The organism is Mesorhizobium sp. YR577 (assembly GCF_900116595.1).
Classification (GTDB): domain Bacteria; phylum Pseudomonadota; class Alphaproteobacteria; order Rhizobiales; family Rhizobiaceae; genus Mesorhizobium_M.
This window is the reverse complement of record NZ_FPBI01000006.1, coordinates 169,335-184,830: the sequence shown is the minus strand read 5'-3', so window position 1 is coordinate 184,830 and position 15,496 is coordinate 169,335. Positions and strand designations below refer to the sequence as shown.

Genomic DNA, 15,496 nt, shown 5'->3' with positions numbered 1-15,496 from the left:
TCCTCTCGCACCGGTCGATATCAGCCTGGCTTTTCAACCTGAAGAGTCAGGCTGATCTGTGAAGAAAGGCCTGTTAAGCCGTCCGTTCCGGCTCAATGCCTTGCACCACCCCCCGGTATCTGATTCCCTACAGTTGATCCGATTCGGGGCAGGGGCGCTGCAGAGGAAATGACAATATGAGCACCTCCAAGAAACCGGAAATCTCGGAAATGCGGCCGAAGCTGACGGTCATTGGCGTCGGCGGTGGCGGTGGCAATGCCGTCAACAACATGATCGCCGAGGGCCTGGAGGGCACGGACTTCATCGCGGCCAACACCGACGCGCAGGCGCTGACCATGTCGAAGGCGCCGCGGCTGATCCAGTTGGGCGCGCTGGTGACCGAGGGTCTGGGGGCTGGATCGCTGCCCGAGATCGGCCAGGCGGCGGCTGAAGAATCCATCGACGAGATCATGGACCACCTTGCCGGCACGCATATGTGCTTCGTCACGGCCGGCATGGGCGGTGGCACCGGAACCGGTGCGGCGCATGTGATCGCCAAGGCAGCGCGCGACGCCGGCATCCTGACTGTCGCTGTCGTGACCAAGCCATTCACCTTCGAGGGCAAGCGCCGCATGCAGATGGCCGATCGCGGCATCGAGCTTCTGCGCCAGGCCGCCGACACGGTCATCGTCATTCCGAACCAGAACCTGTTCAGGATCGCCACCGAAAAGACCAGTTTTGAGGATGCCTTCGGCATCGCGGACCGCGTTCTTTATTCAGGCGTGAGCTGCATAACCAATCTCATCGTCAAGGAAGGCCTGATCAATCTCGACTTCGCCGACGTGAAAACCGTCATGAAGGACATGGGCCGCGCGATGATGGGCACGGGCGTCGGCACCGGCGAGGGCCGGGCCAGAAAGGCTGCCGAAGCCTCCATCGCCAACCCGCTGCTCGACGAGAACTCGATGAAGGGCGCAAGGGGCGTTCTGGTGTCGATTTCGGGCGGCCTGGACATGACTCTGTTCGAGGTGGATGAGGCCGCTACCCGCATCCGCGAAGAAGCGGGCGACGAGGCCGATATCATCGTCGGCGCCATCTTCGACGAAACGCTCAAGGGACAGTTCAAGGTGTCTGTCGTGGCCACGGGGTTGGAGCCGCCGTCGGCACAAGCCGATCCGATCGTCAACATGCGCGGACAGCCGGCGCTGGATCAGATGCAGACGACGCATTGACCGGCTGAAATGCGGGGCGTACGTGCCGCGTCTTCGGATCTGACAGAGTGCATTCCATGACCATCGAGCTCGTAAAGCCGTCGCTCGAATATCTGCCCACCTATGTGCAGGCGCTGGAGCGCGGCTGGTCGCCTGACAATGTGAGCCCGGCAGCAACCATTCGCGCGCAGCTGGATGCGATCGACCGCGATGCCGCTGCCTTCGTGGCAAGCCTGGACGATCCTGAGGCGAAAGGCGGGCCGATTACATTGCCCGATGGCAAGCAGGTGCCGCGCCTGCCGGGCTATCGCCGCTGGATGTGGGATGGCGAGTTGGCTGGCTCCATCGGATTTCGCTGGCAGCAGGGCACCTCGGCACTGCCGCCGCATGTGCTTGGCCATATCGGCTATGCGGTCGTGCCGTGGAGACGGCAGCGCGGCTATGCCACGCAGGCTTTGGCGCTGCTTCTGCCACAAGCGCGGGCGCTCGGGCTCGACTATGTCGAGATCACCGCCAAGCCGGACAATCTGCCGTCTCAGAAGGTCATCACGGCTAATGGTGGCGTGCTGGTGGAGCGCTTCTTCGAGGATGCCGCCTATGGCGGCGAGGAGAGTTTGCGGTTCCGGATCGCGTTGTGAGGGGGGCTCGGACCTAGGACAATCGCATCTGGAATTCGACCCCCACTCCGTCTCGGCTTCGCCGAGCCACCTCTCCCCCGATCGACGGGGGAGAGGAAACGCCGTCCGCAAGGCTGGCTCCTTTCCTCTCCCCTTTTGAGGGGGAGAGGTGTCACGCGAAGCGTGACGGAGTGGGGGTCTGCTGTGCCATATGCAATTGCCTTCCCTTGAAGGGAAGGTATCACCCAGTCTTAAGCCGTGACCCGCTCAGCAACCCCTGTTCCTCCAGAACCGGATAGACCATCGACGCCAGCAGTGAGTTGATCTGCTTGAGGTCGCGGATGGTGTCGAGGTGGATGGAGCTGGTCTCGACGCTCTTGGCGGTGCCGTCGCGCAGGCGCACGAAATGGCTGTTGCTGGTTTCCTTCTCGAAATCGCGCAGCCGGTCCTTTTCCTGTACGAGCTGGCGCGCGGTGGTGGCGTCGCGCGATATCAGCACATTGAAGGCAAGCCGGGCATTGGCCAGCACCGAGGCGTGGAAGGCGGTGAGTTCACGCCAGCCCTCGTCGGTGAACTCCAGCCCGCGGTCGAACTTCTTCTGCACATGGACAAGCATGTTGCGCACGATGATGTCGCCGACCTGCTCCAGCTTGACGCAGGCGCCGATCAGTTCCTGGCAGCGCAACGCCTCGTCCTCTGTCATCTGCCGTGCCGTCGCCTTGGCGAGGTAGAGCTTTATCGCCGCGTGCTTGCGGTCGACGCGATCGTCCAATGCGGCAAGCGCCCTGATCTTGTCTGGGTCGGCCTTCTCGTAAAGCTCGATGATGCGCTTCAGCATGATCTCGACGGTTTCGCAGACACGCACCACCTCGCGCGTGGCGTTGGCGAGCGCCTGGCTCGGCGTATCGAGGGCGGCTTCGTTGAGTGCGCTGAGTTCGACCGTGGCAAGCGACTCCGCCGATTCCGGCGGGGTGCCGAGCGCCACAATGCGCTCCGACGCCTTGTAAACGAGGCCGGCGAGCGGAATGCCGGCAATCAGGATGATGACGTTGAAGAGGATATGCGCGTTGACGATCTGGTCGGGTGCGGTAGCACCCAGGAACGAAACCGACGGCTTGAACATCATGAACAGGATGAGCATGACCACCGAGCCCATGCCGCGCATCAACAGGTTGCCGATGGGCACGACGCGGATGGCGGGCTCGGCCGTGCGGGTGAGCAGCGGTGCGATGAGCGACGAGCCGAGGTTGACGCCCAGCACCAGCGCCACGCCGAGTTCCGGCGTGATGAAACCGCGGCCAGCCAGCGTCGCCATCAAAAGCACGGCTGCGATGCTTGACTGGAACAGCCAGGTGACGAGCCCGGCGAGAAGAAAGGCCGTGATCAGGTCTGTGGAGAAATAATTGACGATGACTGGCAGGAGGCGGCTCTCGCGCAGGGGCTCGGATGCCTGGCCGATCATCTCCAGCGAGAGGATCAAGAGGCCGATGCCGACCAGTATGCGGCCGATCTGACGCCAGTCGCGCCGTTCGGTGGCCATGAACATGACGGTTCCGGCGACCAGGCACAGCGGCACCAGCAGCGTGAGATCGAAGGTCAGCAGCTTGACCACCAGCGCCGAACCGATTTCGGCACCGCGCACGGCAAGCTGGCCGGCCGCACCCGAAACGATGCCGGACCCGGCGAAGGAACTGACCAGCAGGGTGACGGCAGTGGAGCTTTGCAGCGCGATCGCCAGCCCGGTGCCGGCCAGAACCGCCATGATCGGATTGCGCATGGTGGCGCGCAGGCGATGGCGCAGAACGTCGCCATAAGCGCGCTCGACACCGGTTTTCACCATGCGGGTGGCAAACAGCATCAGCGCAACCGCGCCGGCGAGATGGAGAAGGACGACCGATCCGCTCATGGGCGCGCACTTTCAGCGCAAGCAACCACCGGCGCCTGCGCGAGGCGCCTTGAAAGGCAGTCTGTGATGCGAATCGAAGTCATGATCTGTCCGGCATTAGTTTAGCCGGATAATATTTTTCGTCCATGGTCATGGGCCGTTTCCTGCCGACGCAAAGTGTCGGAAATGAAGCGGTTGGCCCGTTCAACCGGCTTTCTTGTTCTTTAATGTCTCGCGCATGAAATGGCGCAGCACCGCATTGATGCGCGTCTGATAACCCTTGCCAGTGGCCTTGAAGAAATCGAGGACATCGGAATCGAGGCGAATGGAGACGGCTTGCTTCGGCTGCGGATAGACAAGGGTTGCCTGCGACCAGTCGATATCGACGAAATCGGCCCAGTCAGGATCGTCGCGCATCTGTGCTTCGATCTCTTCATCGGTCATCGCATCGACGCGCGCCCAATCGGAGCGCGTGCCTTGACGCTTTGTCCGCTCCAGCGCCTCCTCAAGGGAAGTAGTGACGGTATGCTCTTTGCTCATCTTTCCTGGCCGCTCTGGCAGATATGATCCGGCATTTTTCGCCCCGCATTGTATAGATGACGGCGATTACTCGGCCGGAAGCGGGGCATATCGCCAGCGTGCGGACTTCTCCATCTCTGTCGGACCGAACTTCGATGTGTGGTTGCGACAATGCGATCGCCGCTTCGTCGAAATCGATACCGTGCTTTTGAATGTTGCTTTGCTCTTTGCCGAGGTTCCATTCGAACCCGCTGAATTCCAACGTCTCGATGCGGTGCACGAAGTCTCCGCGAGTTGAGGCCGATTATTCATTCCATCGGCACGTCATGCGCCTCAGTGTGTATATACAATTGTAATTCGATCAAAACAACCTGTGAAAAGCGGGTATGTCCGAACTTGGTTGTCGTCGGCCTGGCAGATCATGCTTATATGGCGTGAAGAGAGAACCGAAAAATGCGCTTCCCGCCCTCATTCCTTGACGAGATACGCGATCGCGTGCCGATTTCGTCCGTGATCGGTATGCGCGTGTCGTGGGAAAGGAAGAAGACCAACGCGTCGCGTGGCGATTTCTGGGCGTGCTGTCCGTTTCACGGTGAAAAGTCGCCGAGCTTTCACTGCGAGGACAAGAAGGGCCGCTATCACTGCTTCGGCTGCGGTGTTTCGGGCGATCATTTCAAATTCCTGACCGAACTCGACGGCATGAGCTTTCCCGAGGCCGTCGAGCGCATCGCCGACATGGCCGGTGTGCCGATGCCGGCGCGCGACGCCAACGAGGAGCGGCGTGAGCGCGAGCGGGCCTCGCTGCACGACGTCATGGAAATGGCGACGAAGTTCTTCGAGGAGCGGCTGCAAAGTGCCGATGGCGCCAAGGCGCGGGCTTATCTTCGTGACCGTGGCCTGACGCCGGCGACGCAGCAGGCGTTCCGGCTGGGCTTTGCGCCGGACAGCCGCAATGCGCTGAAGGAACATCTGGCCAGCAAGGGCGTCGAGAAGACGCAGATCGAAGCCTGCGGCCTTGTCCGGCATGGCGACGATATTCCCGTCTCCTATGACTGGTTTCGCGACCGCATCATGTTTCCGATCCCGGATTCCCGCGGTCGCATCATCGCCTTTGGCGGCCGGGCGCTGGCGCCTGATGCGCTTGCCAAATACATGAATTCGCCCGACACCGAGCTCTTCCACAAGGGCAACGTGCTCTACAATTTCGCCCGTGCCCGCAAGGCGATGGGCAAGGACGGCACGGTGATCGCCGTCGAAGGCTATATGGACGTGATCGCGCTGGCGCAGGCCGGTTTCGAGAATGCGGTGGCACCGCTCGGGACTGCGCTGACCGAAAACCAGCTCGAACTGCTGTGGCGCATGACCGGCGAGCCGGTGCTGTGCTTCGACGGCGACCAGGCCGGCCTGCGCGCCGCCTGGAGGGCTGCCGACATGGTGCTGCCGATGGTGCAGGCCGGGCGCACGGCGCGGTTCGCGCTTCTGCCGGAAGGCAAGGATCCCGACGATCTGGTCAAGGCCGAAGGGCCGGAGGCGTTCAAGGCGGTGCTGTCGGAGGCGCGGCCGCTGGCGGAGCTTCTGTGGATGCGCGAGACCTCCGGAGGCGTCTTCGACACGCCAGAGCGTCGCGCCGATCTCGAAAAGACGCTGCGGGAGCTGACGTCGCGCATTCAGGACGAGAGCGTGCGCTATCACTATGCGCAGAACATGCGCGAACGGGTGCTGAGTTTCTTCGGCTCGCAGCGCGGCAACAGGCAGCAGCGGCCGGGCGACCGCGACAAGGGGCGCTTCGGCGGCGGGCAGGGCGGCCAATGGTCGCGCGGTGGTGGTGTCGCCAACGGGCGCACCGCGATCTCGGAGAGCCTCGGCCGCTCGTCCCTGGTCAAGCGGGCGGGCGAAGTCATGTCGGTTCGCGAGGCGGTGCTGATCGTTGCGCTGGTCAACCATCCGGCGTTGGTCGAGGAGCATTTCGATCACGTCGAGCGGCTCGATCTTGCCAATGCCGACCTGCGCAAACTCCATACCGCACTGATCGATGCCCTGGCGCATGGCGCGGGCAATAGCAGGGATGCGGTGATCGAGACGATCGGCCGCGCCGGATGCATCGATGTGTGGGAGCGTGCGGTGACGCTTACCAAGCGGGCGCGGCAGTGGCCGGCGCTGGAAGACGCCGCAATCGAGGACGCCCGCGACGCCTTTGTCCAGGTGCTGCACTTGCACCGCAGCGCGCGCACTCTACATAAGGAGCTGAAAGTAGCTGAGACGGCTCTCGCGACTGACCCCACAGACGAAAACTACCGCCACCTGGTGGAAATCCAGGCGCAGTTTCGTGACGTGCAGGCGACCGAAGCGCTGATCGAAGGCTTTGGCATATCGTCGGGTCGGGCCGGCCGTGCTTGATGAATTGGTTTGATGCACTATTTTGCCGGCGTGGTTGGCAAAGCTGTGTGGAAGCCGGTGAGGCAGGAAGGTCGCAATCCTTCAATTGATTCGCTTTTTTAACGCGAATCATGCGACAGGCGCTTGACCTTCCGTCGGATTGGCGGAATCAGAACGATTCGAAACGTTAATGCGCGGGCACGTCCGCACCCAAACATGACAAAACGGAGTACTGATCTGGACGGCGCAGGCAACCCGCCCCAGTTATCAGGGTTAATCAGGACTTAAGACACGCGCTGCTACTGGCTCGTGAATCGCAGTAAAGCGTGTGTTGATTTGCCCGGGTTATCGGAGTCTCGAAGGCTTCGCAACATCCGGCTTGGAGAAAGCAAAAGAATGGCGACAAAGGAAAAGGAAGAGGTCGAGACCGAACGCGAAGGCGCCACCGATGGCCCTCTGCTCGACCTTTCCGATGATGCTGTCAAGAAGATGATCAAGGTCGCGAAGAAGCGCGGCTATGTGACCATGGATGAGCTGAACTCGGTGCTGCCCTCGGAGGAAGTGACCTCCGAGCAGATCGAGGACACCATGGCCATGCTTTCGGACATGGGCATCAATGTCGTCGAGGATGACGAGGCCGGCGAAGAGGCCGAAGGCGAAAGCAATAATGCTGCCGACGCCGAGGAGGACGCCAACGAGCTTGCCGAGCAGACCGGCACGGCCGTTGCCGCCACCACGACCAAGAAAGAGCCGACCGATCGCACCGACGATCCCGTCCGCATGTATCTGCGCGAGATGGGCTCGGTGGAGCTTCTGTCGCGCGAAGGCGAAATCGCCATCGCCAAGCGCATCGAGGCCGGCCGCGAGACGATGATTGCGGGTCTTTGCGAAAGCCCGCTGACCTTCCAGGCCATCATCATCTGGCGTGACGAACTCAACGAGGCCAAGATCCTGCTGCGCGAGATCATCGATCTCGAGGCCACCTATGCCGGCCCCGAGGCCAGGCAGGCACCGACGCTGGAGCGCCAGGAAGAGCTGGAACGCCCGAAGACGCCCGAGGACCGCAACCCGCCGCGCCGTTCGCGCGACGATGACGACATCACCAATGTCGGCGGCGAAAACCGCTCGGAAGAAGAAGACGAGGACGAAGACGAGGCCAGCCTGTCGCTGGCAGCCATGGAAGCGGAGCTTCGCCCGCAGGTCATGGAGACGCTCGACGTCATCGCCGACACCTACAAGAAGCTGCGCAAGCTTCAGGACCAGCAGGTGGAAAACCGCCTTGCCGCGCAGGGCACCCTGTCGCCCAGCCAGGACCGCCGCCTGAAGGAGCTGAAGGACCAGCTCATCACCGCCGTGAAGTCGCTGTCGCTCAACAACGCCCGCATCGAGGCGCTGGTCGAGCAGCTCTACGACATCAACAAGCGCCTGGTGCAGAACGAAGGCAAGCTGCTTCGGCTGGCTGAAAGCTTTGGCGTGCGCCGCGAGGAGTTCCTGAAGGAATACCACGGCTCCGAGCTCGACCCCAACTGGACGCGCTCGATCTCCAATCTCACGTCGCGTGGCTGGAAGGAATTCACCACGCGCGAGAAGGATACGATCCGCGACCTTCGCGCCGAGATCCAGAATCTCGCCACCGAAACCGCCATCTCGATCGCCGAATTCCGCAAGATCGTGAACCAGGTGCAGAAGGGCGAACGTGAAGCTGCGATTGCCAAGAAGGAAATGGTCGAGGCCAATCTGCGTCTCGTGATTTCCATCGCCAAGAAATACACCAACCGTGGCCTGCAGTTCCTCGATCTTATCCAGGAAGGCAATATCGGCCTGATGAAGGCGGTCGATAAGTTCGAATACCGCCGCGGCTACAAGTTCTCGACCTACGCGACCTGGTGGATCAGGCAGGCGATCACCCGTTCGATCGCCGATCAGGCTCGTACCATCCGCATTCCGGTGCATATGATCGAGACGATCAACAAGATCGTGCGCACCTCGCGCCAGATGCTTCACGAGATCGGCCGCGAGCCGACGCCGGAAGAACTGGCCGAAAAGCTTGCCATGCCGCTGGAGAAGGTGCGCAAGGTTCTCAAGATCGCCAAGGAGCCGATCTCGCTCGAAACGCCGGTTGGCGACGAGGAGGATTCGCACCTCGGCGACTTCATCGAGGACAAGATGGCGATCCTGCCGATCGACGCGGCAATCCAGGCCAATCTGCGCGAGACGACCACGCGCGTTCTGGCCTCGCTCACGCCGCGCGAAGAGCGCGTGCTGCGCATGCGCTTCGGCATCGGCATGAACACCGACCACACGCTGGAAGAAGTCGGCCAGCAGTTCTCGGTTACGCGCGAACGTATCCGCCAGATCGAAGCCAAGGCGCTGCGCAAGCTCAAGCATCCGAGCCGCTCGCGCAAGCTGCGCAGCTTCCTCGACAGCTAAATTGCGCAATAATGCACGACATGAAAAGGGCGGCTCAGGCCGCCCTTTTTCGTTGGCATCCACCGTTGAGCTAGCTTGCCGGTATTTTAGCATCGGCTCATAATATGGGTGGCAGAAGCGGAGGGCTATAAACCCGGCCGCCTGACACGGCGCTGACCCGAGTCACGGCACCGGAGGGAGGTGTACCGTGACGACCTACATCATGCTTCTGAACTGGACGGAAACGGGCGTGAAGAACGTGCGCGAATCGCCGCGCCGGCTCGATGCCGCGAGAAAGCAGCTCGCCGACATGGGCGGCTCCTTCAAGGCATTCTACATGACCATGGGCGAGCACGACATGGTTGCCGTCTGCGAGGCGCCGGACGATGCAGTCGCGGCGCGCTTCGCGTTGCAGCTCGGCATGGGCGGCAATGTGCGCAGTTGCACGCTCAAGGCGTTTCCGGAAGCGGCTTACCGCGAGATCATCGCCTCGCTGGGCTAGGCGTGTGTGCCACAGACTTTCGGCCCCGTATTGCCTCGACTGGTTTGCCCGAACGGGTTAACTTATATCCTAGGCAAGAAACGAGGTGTGCATGTCCTTTTTGAAGCGTCTTTTCGGTGGCGGCGGTGGCGGCGAGACCAGTCAGGTAGCGCCGGTCGCCGGCAGGGAGATCGAGCACAACGGATTTCGCATCCAGGCAACGCCTTTCAAGGAAGGCGGGCAGTTCCAGACCTGCGGCGTCGTCTCGAAGGAAATCGACGGCGTCGTCAAGGAGCATCGGTTCATCCGTGCCGACCGTTTTGCGTCTCTGGACGATGCGATCGACGTCGCCTTCAAGAAGGGCAAGCAGCTGATCGAGGAACAGGGCGACAAGATCTTCGGCTGACTCTCAACACGCCATGCAGCCACGGGCTACATGTTTATCGCGGCATTGGGGATGACAAGCTGATCCTTGTTGATCAGGACGATGGGCGCGTCGGCGCCCTCAACCGTCACGACCAGAAGCCGAACGTCCCACTGGCCGCCGGTGCGAATGGCATTTGAGGTTACCGTGCCGGTGCCTTTGTCGCCCTGAACGGGAATGCTGAGCTGTGCTGAGCCGGTGCCGCCGGCCTGAATGTCGACGCTGCCGCCGATCCAGAATTTGTCCGAGATATTGCTGCCCAGCGCGTTCTGGACTTCCGGGTTGGCGCGCACGGCGTCCATGCTGATGTGATAGGCACCGCTGTTCTTCATCGTCATGGGAACGGTGACGATCATGGCTGCTGCGGCGACGAAGCCGAGAACCCAGATGATCAGGCCGGCGATCGCCCATTTGCGCTGGGTTCTGCGGAAATGCTCGGCGTCGCGCCAGTAGCGGTTGCGCCAGGCCCAGCGGCTGCCCCGCAATCCCAGCACGATGATCATGATGATGTTGACCCCAGGGATCAGGGCGAGAAGCGCAATGAAGGTGCTGTTGCCGATGCCCCAGATCCAGTTGAGGAAAAACGCGCCCCAGTTCCAGCGATCGAGTTCGGCCGGGATCTCGGCGGGGGTGTTCAGCGCTTCACGGGCCATTTCATTCTCCGGTCATTATCGTCCGATTCCCCAACGCTCGTGCTTGGCCTTTGTACATGCCCCAAGGGGCGAACAAAACCACCAGTTGCGTCCAGATCACGTGTTTTGCGCACCGTCAATCAGCAGGCCGTCGATCATTGCGGCGAGGGCGGCTGTGTGATCCTGCCTTGATGCGCCGGTCTCTATGGCAAGCGCTGCGCGGTCGAAGGCTGCCGATAGCAGTACTGTTATGGCGTCGAGCGGCAGCTTCTTCATCACGCCCTCGCGCATGGCTATCGCAAGGCCGGCCCGCAGGGTGCGGGTGCCGTTCTGGCCGTCGATTGCGTCCATGACAGCGCGGCCAAGCACTGCCGGCCCGTCGAGCAGCAGCAGCCGCGTTCGGCCGGGCGCGCTCATGGCGACCAGAAAAGCCTCGCCGCCCCTTATCAGGGCTTCGCGGGCGGACAGCGTTTCGGGGGAGGCGCGTTCTATTTCGTCAGCCACGGCCTGCGCCTCCTGTTCGACCACGGCCCGGAACAGCGCCTGCTTGTCGGAAAAATGATGGTAGAGCGCGCCGCGCGTGACGCCGGCGGCTGCGACGATCTCCGGTGTACCGGTTTCGGCGTAGGATTTATCGATGAAAAGCTTTCGCGCTGCGGCAATGAGGTCCGCGCGTGTTGCTTCGGTGCGCTCGCGGTTGGAACGCCGACTGGTTTCTAGTTGCATACATGCAGCCTGTATGTTATTTCGAAGTTACATGCAGACTGTATGTATTTCCAGAGGAGATTGGAAGCCATGAAAACCACCAGCTATTATCCAGTCATCATGACGGACGATGTCGCCGGGACTGCGAGCTTCTACAAGGAGCACCTGCGCTTTGCGCCGCTGTTCGAAAGCGACTGGTATGTTCATCTCCAGTCGTCCGAGGACAAGCGCGTCAATCTCGGCATCGTCCAGGCCGATCACGAGACGATTCCAGAGCCTGCGCGGGGTAGGAGTGCGGCCGGCCTGCTGATCAATTTCGAGGTGAAGGACCCGGACGCGATCTATGCGCGCATTCTCGCGGCAGGCCTGCCGATCCTGCGGACGCTGCGTGACGAGCCTTTCGGCCAGCGCCATTTCATCATCGCCGATCCGAACGGCGTGCTGATCGACGTGATCAAGCCGATCCCGCCGAGCAAGGAGTTCGCGGCGCAGTATCTGGAGGGGGCGGCTGGTTGAACCTGGAGCGGGCAGGGCTGTTTCGCCTGCCTTTTTCTGATGGACCACGAACTCGGTGTCGCACCCCCACCCCTAACCCCTCCCCACAAGGGGGAGGGGAATCTTGCTGGACCGTCGACCAGTCTCAATCGTCACCGTGCTTGGTGATCAAGGCGATGAAATCGTCCCCCTCCCCCTTGTGGGGAGGGGTTAGGGGTGGGGGTCTTTCTCAAAGACAACATCCGCGAAAAGGACGAATTCTTGATCCCTTCTGCCGTTTCGGAAAAGAATGGTAGAGAGGTGATGTCATGCGCTGGTTTCGAAATGCTTTGTCTTGTGCCCTTACGGCGATGGTCCTGTCCGGCTGCGCGATGGGTGGCGGCGTTTTCGGTACAACGATTGCCGACGGTACCGCGACGACGCGGGTCAAGACCGGATCGGTGGGCGTGGGAACGTCAGGCGTCACGACGGGATCGACGGATACGGTGGTGACGACAAACTGAACGTGCAGGCATAAGGGGAGGGATAAAAATGTCGCTGAAGAACAAGACGCTTTTCATTTCGGGCGGTTCGCGCGGGATCGGGTTGGCGATCGCGCTGAGGGCTGCGCGCGATGGCGCCAATGTCACCATTGCCGCCAAGACCGCCGAGCCGCATCCCAAGCTGCCGGGCACGATCTACACCTCGGCCGAGGAAATCGAAAAGGCCGGCGGCAAGGCGCTGCCGGTTATCTGTGATATTCGCGAGGAGGCGCAGGTGGCGGAAGCGGTTGCGAAGACCGTGGAGAAATTCGGCGGCATCGATATCTGCATCAACAATGCCAGTGCGATCCAGCTCACCGGGACGCTCGAAACCGACATGAAGCGCTATGATCTGATGCACCAGATCAACACGCGCGGCACTTTCCTCGTTTCGAAAATGTGCATTCCGCACCTGAAGTTAGCGCAAAACCCTCACATTCTGAATCTGGCGCCGCCGCTCGACATGGAAGCGAAATGGTTCAAGAACCACGTTGCCTACACGATGGCGAAGTTCGGCATGTCGATGTGCACGCTGGGCATGGGCGCGGAGTTTGCCAGGGATGGCATCGCCGTCAATTCGCTGTGGCCGCTGACGGCAATCGATACGGCCGCCATCCGCAACCTGCTCGGCGGCGAGGCCGTCGCCTCGATGAGCCGTTCGCCCGAGATCATGGCCGATGCCGCGCACGCCATCCTGACGCGGCCGTCGCGCGAGACGACGGGCAATTTCTTCATCGACGAGCTTCTGCTGCGCGAAGCGGGTGTGACCGACTTTTCCAAGTATGCGCCCGGGGCGAAAGGCCCATTGGCCGGAGATTTCTTCGTGCCGGACGCGGTGTTTGCGCAGACCGACACGAAGGTGGTGGGGCTGGGCGGGTAAAGCGGCCGATCAGTTCACCGGGCCGCCGCCGCCGATATCTTCCATCGTCGGCTCGGCCGGGCTCACGCCGGTGGCGCGGTTGACGGCGACGGTCACAAACCACAGCAACACACCGATGCCGATCAGAACGCCGGCGATCGTGTACTGGATGGGGTCGCGGCCGGTCCACGGGCCGGCGAAGAAGGCGCAGGCGAGCGCGCCGACCACGGGCAGGAAGGTCGGCGTGCGGAAATGCTCGTGCTTGACCGGGTCCTTGCGCAGCACCAGCACGGCGATGTTCACGACCGTGAAGACGCAGAGCAGCAGCAGCGCGGTGGTGCCGCCCAGCGCCGGAACCTCACCGACGAAGGTGATCAGCGCGAAGGCGAGCAGCGTGGTGAAGCCGATGGCGATATAGGGCGTGCGGCGTGTGTGATGAACCTTGCCGAGGGCCGTCGGCAGCACGTGCTCGCGGCTCATGCCGTAGACCAGCCGGCTTGCCATCAGCATGTTGATCAGCGCGCTGTTTGCGACGGCGAACATGGTGATGAAGCCGAAGATTTCGAGCGGGAAGTTCGGTGCGCCGGCTTCGACCACCTTGAGCAGCGGCGTCTCGCCTTCGCCGAGCTGCTCAGGCGGCACAAGGGTGATCGCCGAGATCGACACCAGCACATAGATGACGCCGGTGATGAGCAGGCCGAGCAGCAGGATTTTGGGAAAAATGCGAGTCGGATCCTGGGTTTCCTCCGCCATGTTCACGGAGTCCTCGAAGCCGACCATGGCGAAGAAAGCAAGGGTCGTTGCACCGATCACCGCCCAGAAGGCGGTGCGGTCGGGGGCCGTGCTGAACTGCGTGACACGAGAAACGTCGCCTTCGCCGGCGCCGATCGCCCACAGGCCGATGAAGATGATGATGAGCAGGCCGGTCAGCTCGACACAGGTCAGCACGACATTGGCTTTCACGCTTTCGCCGACGCCGCGGAAGTTGACCGCGGCTACGATCGCCATGAAGGCGAGGCCGATCAGCGTGATGCCCATGCCGCTTTCCAGGCCGAGATTGAAGGCATGGGACATGTTGGCGGCAAAGGCCCGCGAGGCGGTCGAGGCCGAGGTGATGCCCGAGCACATGACCGCGAAGGCAACGATGAAGGTGATGAAGTGGATGCCGAACGCCTTGTGCGCGTAGAGCGCGGCACCGGCTGCTTTCGGATATTTCGTCACCAGTTCCAGATAGCTGAAAGCGGTGACGACGGCGATGACGAAGGCCACGAGGAAGGGCAGCCAGACGACGCCTCCGACCTGCTTGGCGACCTGGCCGGTCAGCGCATAGATGCCGGTGCCGAGAATGTCGCCGACGATGAAGAGAAGAAGGAGCCAGGGCCCCATCACGCGGTGGAGACTGGGCTCGACCGCTGGTGAACCATGAGCTGTACTGGTGGGAACGTCGGTCATCGCGATGGCCTCCAGGCAAGTCACCCCCATATGTAGGAGTATAAACGGCTGGCCGGGCTGTCAAATTAGCGATGTTGCGGATAGGCGGCTCGGAGGCCTACAGGCTCGGCCCTTCCGCCTCGTCGCCCTTCTTGCCGATCTTGGTCAGGCCGGTGAGGCGGTCGATATAGGCGAGGATCAGCGCCGAGACGACGAAAGCGAGGTGCATGATGGTCAGCCACATCAGCTGTTCTGCCGTGTAGCTGGAATGGTTGAGGAAGATCTGCAGCAGGTGGATCGATGAGATCGCGACGATGGTCGAGGCTACCTTGATCTTCAGCGAGCCGACATCGATCGTGCCGAGCCAGTGGACTTCGCCGTCGTGATTGTCGAAGCGGCTGACAAAGTTCTCGTAGCCCGAGATGATGACCATGACGACGAGGCTCGCCACCAGGGCGGCGTCGATCAGGCTCAGGATTTTCAGGATCGTGTCGGTGTCGTTGAGGATCATGACGGTGGTGACGAACTCGAACAGCTTCTTGCCGAAGGAGACGGCATATATGGCCAGTGCTACCGCCAGACCGAGATAGAAGGCGACGAGCAGCCAGCGCGAGGCGAGAATGATGGATTCGATGGCGTGTTCGAGGCGTTTCATCAGATGGTTCCGGTCGATGGGAGCCTGTTTTTCAACGAGGCAGGATTGGTTTGCAAGGGAAATTTTGCGCCGCAGCATCAAGCCTTTGGACGCAATGAAAAGCCCGGCCGGGGAGGGGGACCGGCCGGGCTTTCGCCACAGTCCCCCGGCTAAGGGGGATGGGGCAGGGAACCATTCACCACAAGAACTGGTGAGGCTGGCTCCGCGAGTCAATGGATGCGCGCTAAACTCGCGAAACCGTGATTGTCATCCATTATCGTCCAAGATTTTGTCCAAAACGGGTCATCCTTTCCGAAG

Annotated in this window: 16 protein-coding genes; 9 read left to right on the top strand and 7 right to left on the bottom strand. The window is 61.7% G+C overall.

Translation table 11 applies throughout. The features are described from left to right. Positions 1-176 precede the first annotated feature (176 nt). Together ftsZ and BM413_RS10790 are read left to right on the top strand one after the other, a co-directional pair. Positions 177-1,211: a cell division protein FtsZ gene (gene ftsZ, locus BM413_RS10795; protein WP_091913160.1), complete on the top strand. Its 1,035-nt coding sequence runs from the start codon at positions 177-179 to the stop codon at positions 1,209-1,211. A gap of 56 nt (positions 1,212-1,267) precedes the next feature. Beyond that, positions 1,268-1,828: a GNAT family N-acetyltransferase gene (locus BM413_RS10790; RefSeq protein WP_091913158.1), complete on the top strand. Its 561-nt coding sequence runs from the start codon at positions 1,268-1,270 to the stop codon at positions 1,826-1,828. Between the two features lie 220 nt (positions 1,829-2,048). Here BM413_RS10790 and BM413_RS10785 read toward each other — a convergent pair whose 3' ends face one another. The 3 genes from BM413_RS10785 to BM413_RS10775 form a co-directional block, all read right to left on the bottom strand. Continuing rightward, positions 2,049-3,713 (bottom strand): Na/Pi cotransporter family protein, encoded by a 1,665-nt coding sequence (locus BM413_RS10785; RefSeq protein ID WP_091913156.1) that lies wholly within the window; start codon positions 3,711-3,713, stop codon positions 2,049-2,051. A 183-nt stretch (positions 3,714-3,896) separates the two neighbouring features. Then, entirely contained in the window at positions 3,897-4,232 is a 336-nt protein-coding gene (locus BM413_RS10780; RefSeq protein WP_091913154.1) for a BrnA antitoxin family protein, read from the bottom strand. Next, positions 4,198-4,491 (bottom strand): BrnT family toxin, encoded by a 294-nt coding sequence (locus BM413_RS10775; RefSeq protein ID WP_244537834.1) that lies wholly within the window; start codon positions 4,489-4,491, stop codon positions 4,198-4,200. The genes BM413_RS10780 and BM413_RS10775 overlap by 35 nt, the downstream gene beginning before the upstream one ends. Positions 4,492-4,664: 173 nt before the next feature. On the opposite strand from BM413_RS10775, the gene dnaG reads away from it, so the two are divergent. The 4 genes from dnaG to BM413_RS10755 all read left to right on the top strand — a co-directional run bounded on the left by dnaG (position 4,665) and on the right by BM413_RS10755 (position 9,883). Then, positions 4,665-6,608 (top strand): DNA primase, encoded by a 1,944-nt coding sequence (gene dnaG, locus BM413_RS10770; protein ID WP_091913152.1) that lies wholly within the window; start codon positions 4,665-4,667, stop codon positions 6,606-6,608. Between the two features lie 375 nt (positions 6,609-6,983). After that, the gene (rpoD, locus tag BM413_RS10765; protein WP_091913150.1) at positions 6,984-9,017 is read left to right on the top strand and encodes an RNA polymerase sigma factor RpoD; all 2,034 of its coding nucleotides are present in this window, start codon (positions 6,984-6,986) and stop codon (positions 9,015-9,017) included. 187 nt (positions 9,018-9,204) lie between these two features. Then, the gene (locus tag BM413_RS10760) at positions 9,205-9,498 is read left to right on the top strand and encodes a GYD domain-containing protein (protein WP_091913148.1); all 294 of its coding nucleotides are present in this window, start codon (positions 9,205-9,207) and stop codon (positions 9,496-9,498) included. A 91-nt stretch (positions 9,499-9,589) separates the two neighbouring features. Beyond that, on the top strand, positions 9,590-9,883 hold the full coding sequence (locus BM413_RS10755; protein ID WP_091913146.1) for an HlyU family transcriptional regulator: 294 nt from the start codon (positions 9,590-9,592) through the stop codon (positions 9,881-9,883). A 26-nt stretch (positions 9,884-9,909) separates the two neighbouring features. Here the strand turns inward: BM413_RS10755 and BM413_RS10750 are convergent, their stop codons facing one another. Next, on the bottom strand, positions 9,910-10,554 hold the full coding sequence (locus BM413_RS10750) for a cytochrome c oxidase assembly factor Coa1 family protein (protein ID WP_091913143.1): 645 nt from the start codon (positions 10,552-10,554) through the stop codon (positions 9,910-9,912). 96 nt (positions 10,555-10,650) lie between these two features. Further along, positions 10,651-11,259 carry a TetR/AcrR family transcriptional regulator gene (locus BM413_RS10745; RefSeq protein WP_091913141.1) on the bottom strand — a complete coding sequence of 203 codons (609 nt, stop codon included), beginning with the start codon at positions 11,257-11,259 and terminating at the stop codon, positions 10,651-10,653. A gap of 69 nt (positions 11,260-11,328) precedes the next feature. Here BM413_RS10745 and BM413_RS10740 point away from each other — a divergent pair, with 69 nt between their 5' ends. The 3 genes from BM413_RS10740 to BM413_RS10735 all read left to right on the top strand — a co-directional run bounded on the left by BM413_RS10740 (position 11,329) and on the right by BM413_RS10735 (position 13,134). Beyond that, positions 11,329-11,754 carry a VOC family protein gene (locus tag BM413_RS10740; RefSeq protein WP_091913139.1) on the top strand — a complete coding sequence of 142 codons (426 nt, stop codon included), beginning with the start codon at positions 11,329-11,331 and terminating at the stop codon, positions 11,752-11,754. A 287-nt stretch (positions 11,755-12,041) separates the two neighbouring features. Next, positions 12,042-12,236, top strand: coding sequence for a hypothetical protein (locus BM413_RS32460; RefSeq protein WP_139238574.1), 195 nt, complete (start codon positions 12,042-12,044; stop codon positions 12,234-12,236). Between the two features lie 28 nt (positions 12,237-12,264). Then, positions 12,265-13,134 (top strand): SDR family oxidoreductase, encoded by an 870-nt coding sequence (locus BM413_RS10735; RefSeq protein ID WP_091913137.1) that lies wholly within the window; start codon positions 12,265-12,267, stop codon positions 13,132-13,134. A 9-nt stretch (positions 13,135-13,143) separates the two neighbouring features. On the opposite strand, the gene BM413_RS10730 is transcribed toward BM413_RS10735, so the two are convergent. After that, positions 13,144-14,565 (bottom strand): APC family permease, encoded by a 1,422-nt coding sequence (locus BM413_RS10730; RefSeq protein WP_091913135.1) that lies wholly within the window; start codon positions 14,563-14,565, stop codon positions 13,144-13,146. Positions 14,566-14,662: 97 nt separating this feature from the next. Then, positions 14,663-15,199, bottom strand: coding sequence for a TIGR00645 family protein (locus tag BM413_RS10725; RefSeq protein WP_091913391.1), 537 nt, complete (start codon positions 15,197-15,199; stop codon positions 14,663-14,665). Positions 15,200-15,496 lie beyond the last annotated feature (297 nt).

Coding starts and splice junctions, on each gene's coding strand:
- BM413_RS10785 (WP_091913156.1), bottom strand. CDS start 3,713: ATGAGCGGATCGGTCGTCCTTCTCCATCTCGCCGGCGCGGTTGCGCTG.
- BM413_RS10730 (WP_091913135.1), bottom strand. CDS start 14,565: ATGACCGACGTTCCCACCAGTACAGCTCATGGTTCACCAGCGGTCGAG.
- BM413_RS10725 (WP_091913391.1), bottom strand. CDS start 15,199: ATGAAACGCCTCGAACACGCCATCGAATCCATCATTCTCGCCTCGCGC.
- BM413_RS10780 (WP_091913154.1), bottom strand. CDS start 4,232: ATGAGCAAAGAGCATACCGTCACTACTTCCCTTGAGGAGGCGCTGGAG.
- ftsZ (WP_091913160.1), top strand. CDS start 177: ATGAGCACCTCCAAGAAACCGGAAATCTCGGAAATGCGGCCGAAGCTG.
- BM413_RS10750 (WP_091913143.1), bottom strand. CDS start 10,554: ATGGCCCGTGAAGCGCTGAACACCCCCGCCGAGATCCCGGCCGAACTC.
- BM413_RS32460 (WP_139238574.1), top strand. CDS start 12,042: ATGCGCTGGTTTCGAAATGCTTTGTCTTGTGCCCTTACGGCGATGGTC.
- dnaG (WP_091913152.1), top strand. CDS start 4,665: ATGCGCTTCCCGCCCTCATTCCTTGACGAGATACGCGATCGCGTGCCG.
- BM413_RS10735 (WP_091913137.1), top strand. CDS start 12,265: ATGTCGCTGAAGAACAAGACGCTTTTCATTTCGGGCGGTTCGCGCGGG.
- BM413_RS10745 (WP_091913141.1), bottom strand. CDS start 11,259: ATGCAACTAGAAACCAGTCGGCGTTCCAACCGCGAGCGCACCGAAGCA.
- rpoD (WP_091913150.1), top strand. CDS start 6,984: ATGGCGACAAAGGAAAAGGAAGAGGTCGAGACCGAACGCGAAGGCGCC.
- BM413_RS10790 (WP_091913158.1), top strand. CDS start 1,268: ATGACCATCGAGCTCGTAAAGCCGTCGCTCGAATATCTGCCCACCTAT.
- BM413_RS10755 (WP_091913146.1), top strand. CDS start 9,590: ATGTCCTTTTTGAAGCGTCTTTTCGGTGGCGGCGGTGGCGGCGAGACC.
- BM413_RS10740 (WP_091913139.1), top strand. CDS start 11,329: ATGAAAACCACCAGCTATTATCCAGTCATCATGACGGACGATGTCGCC.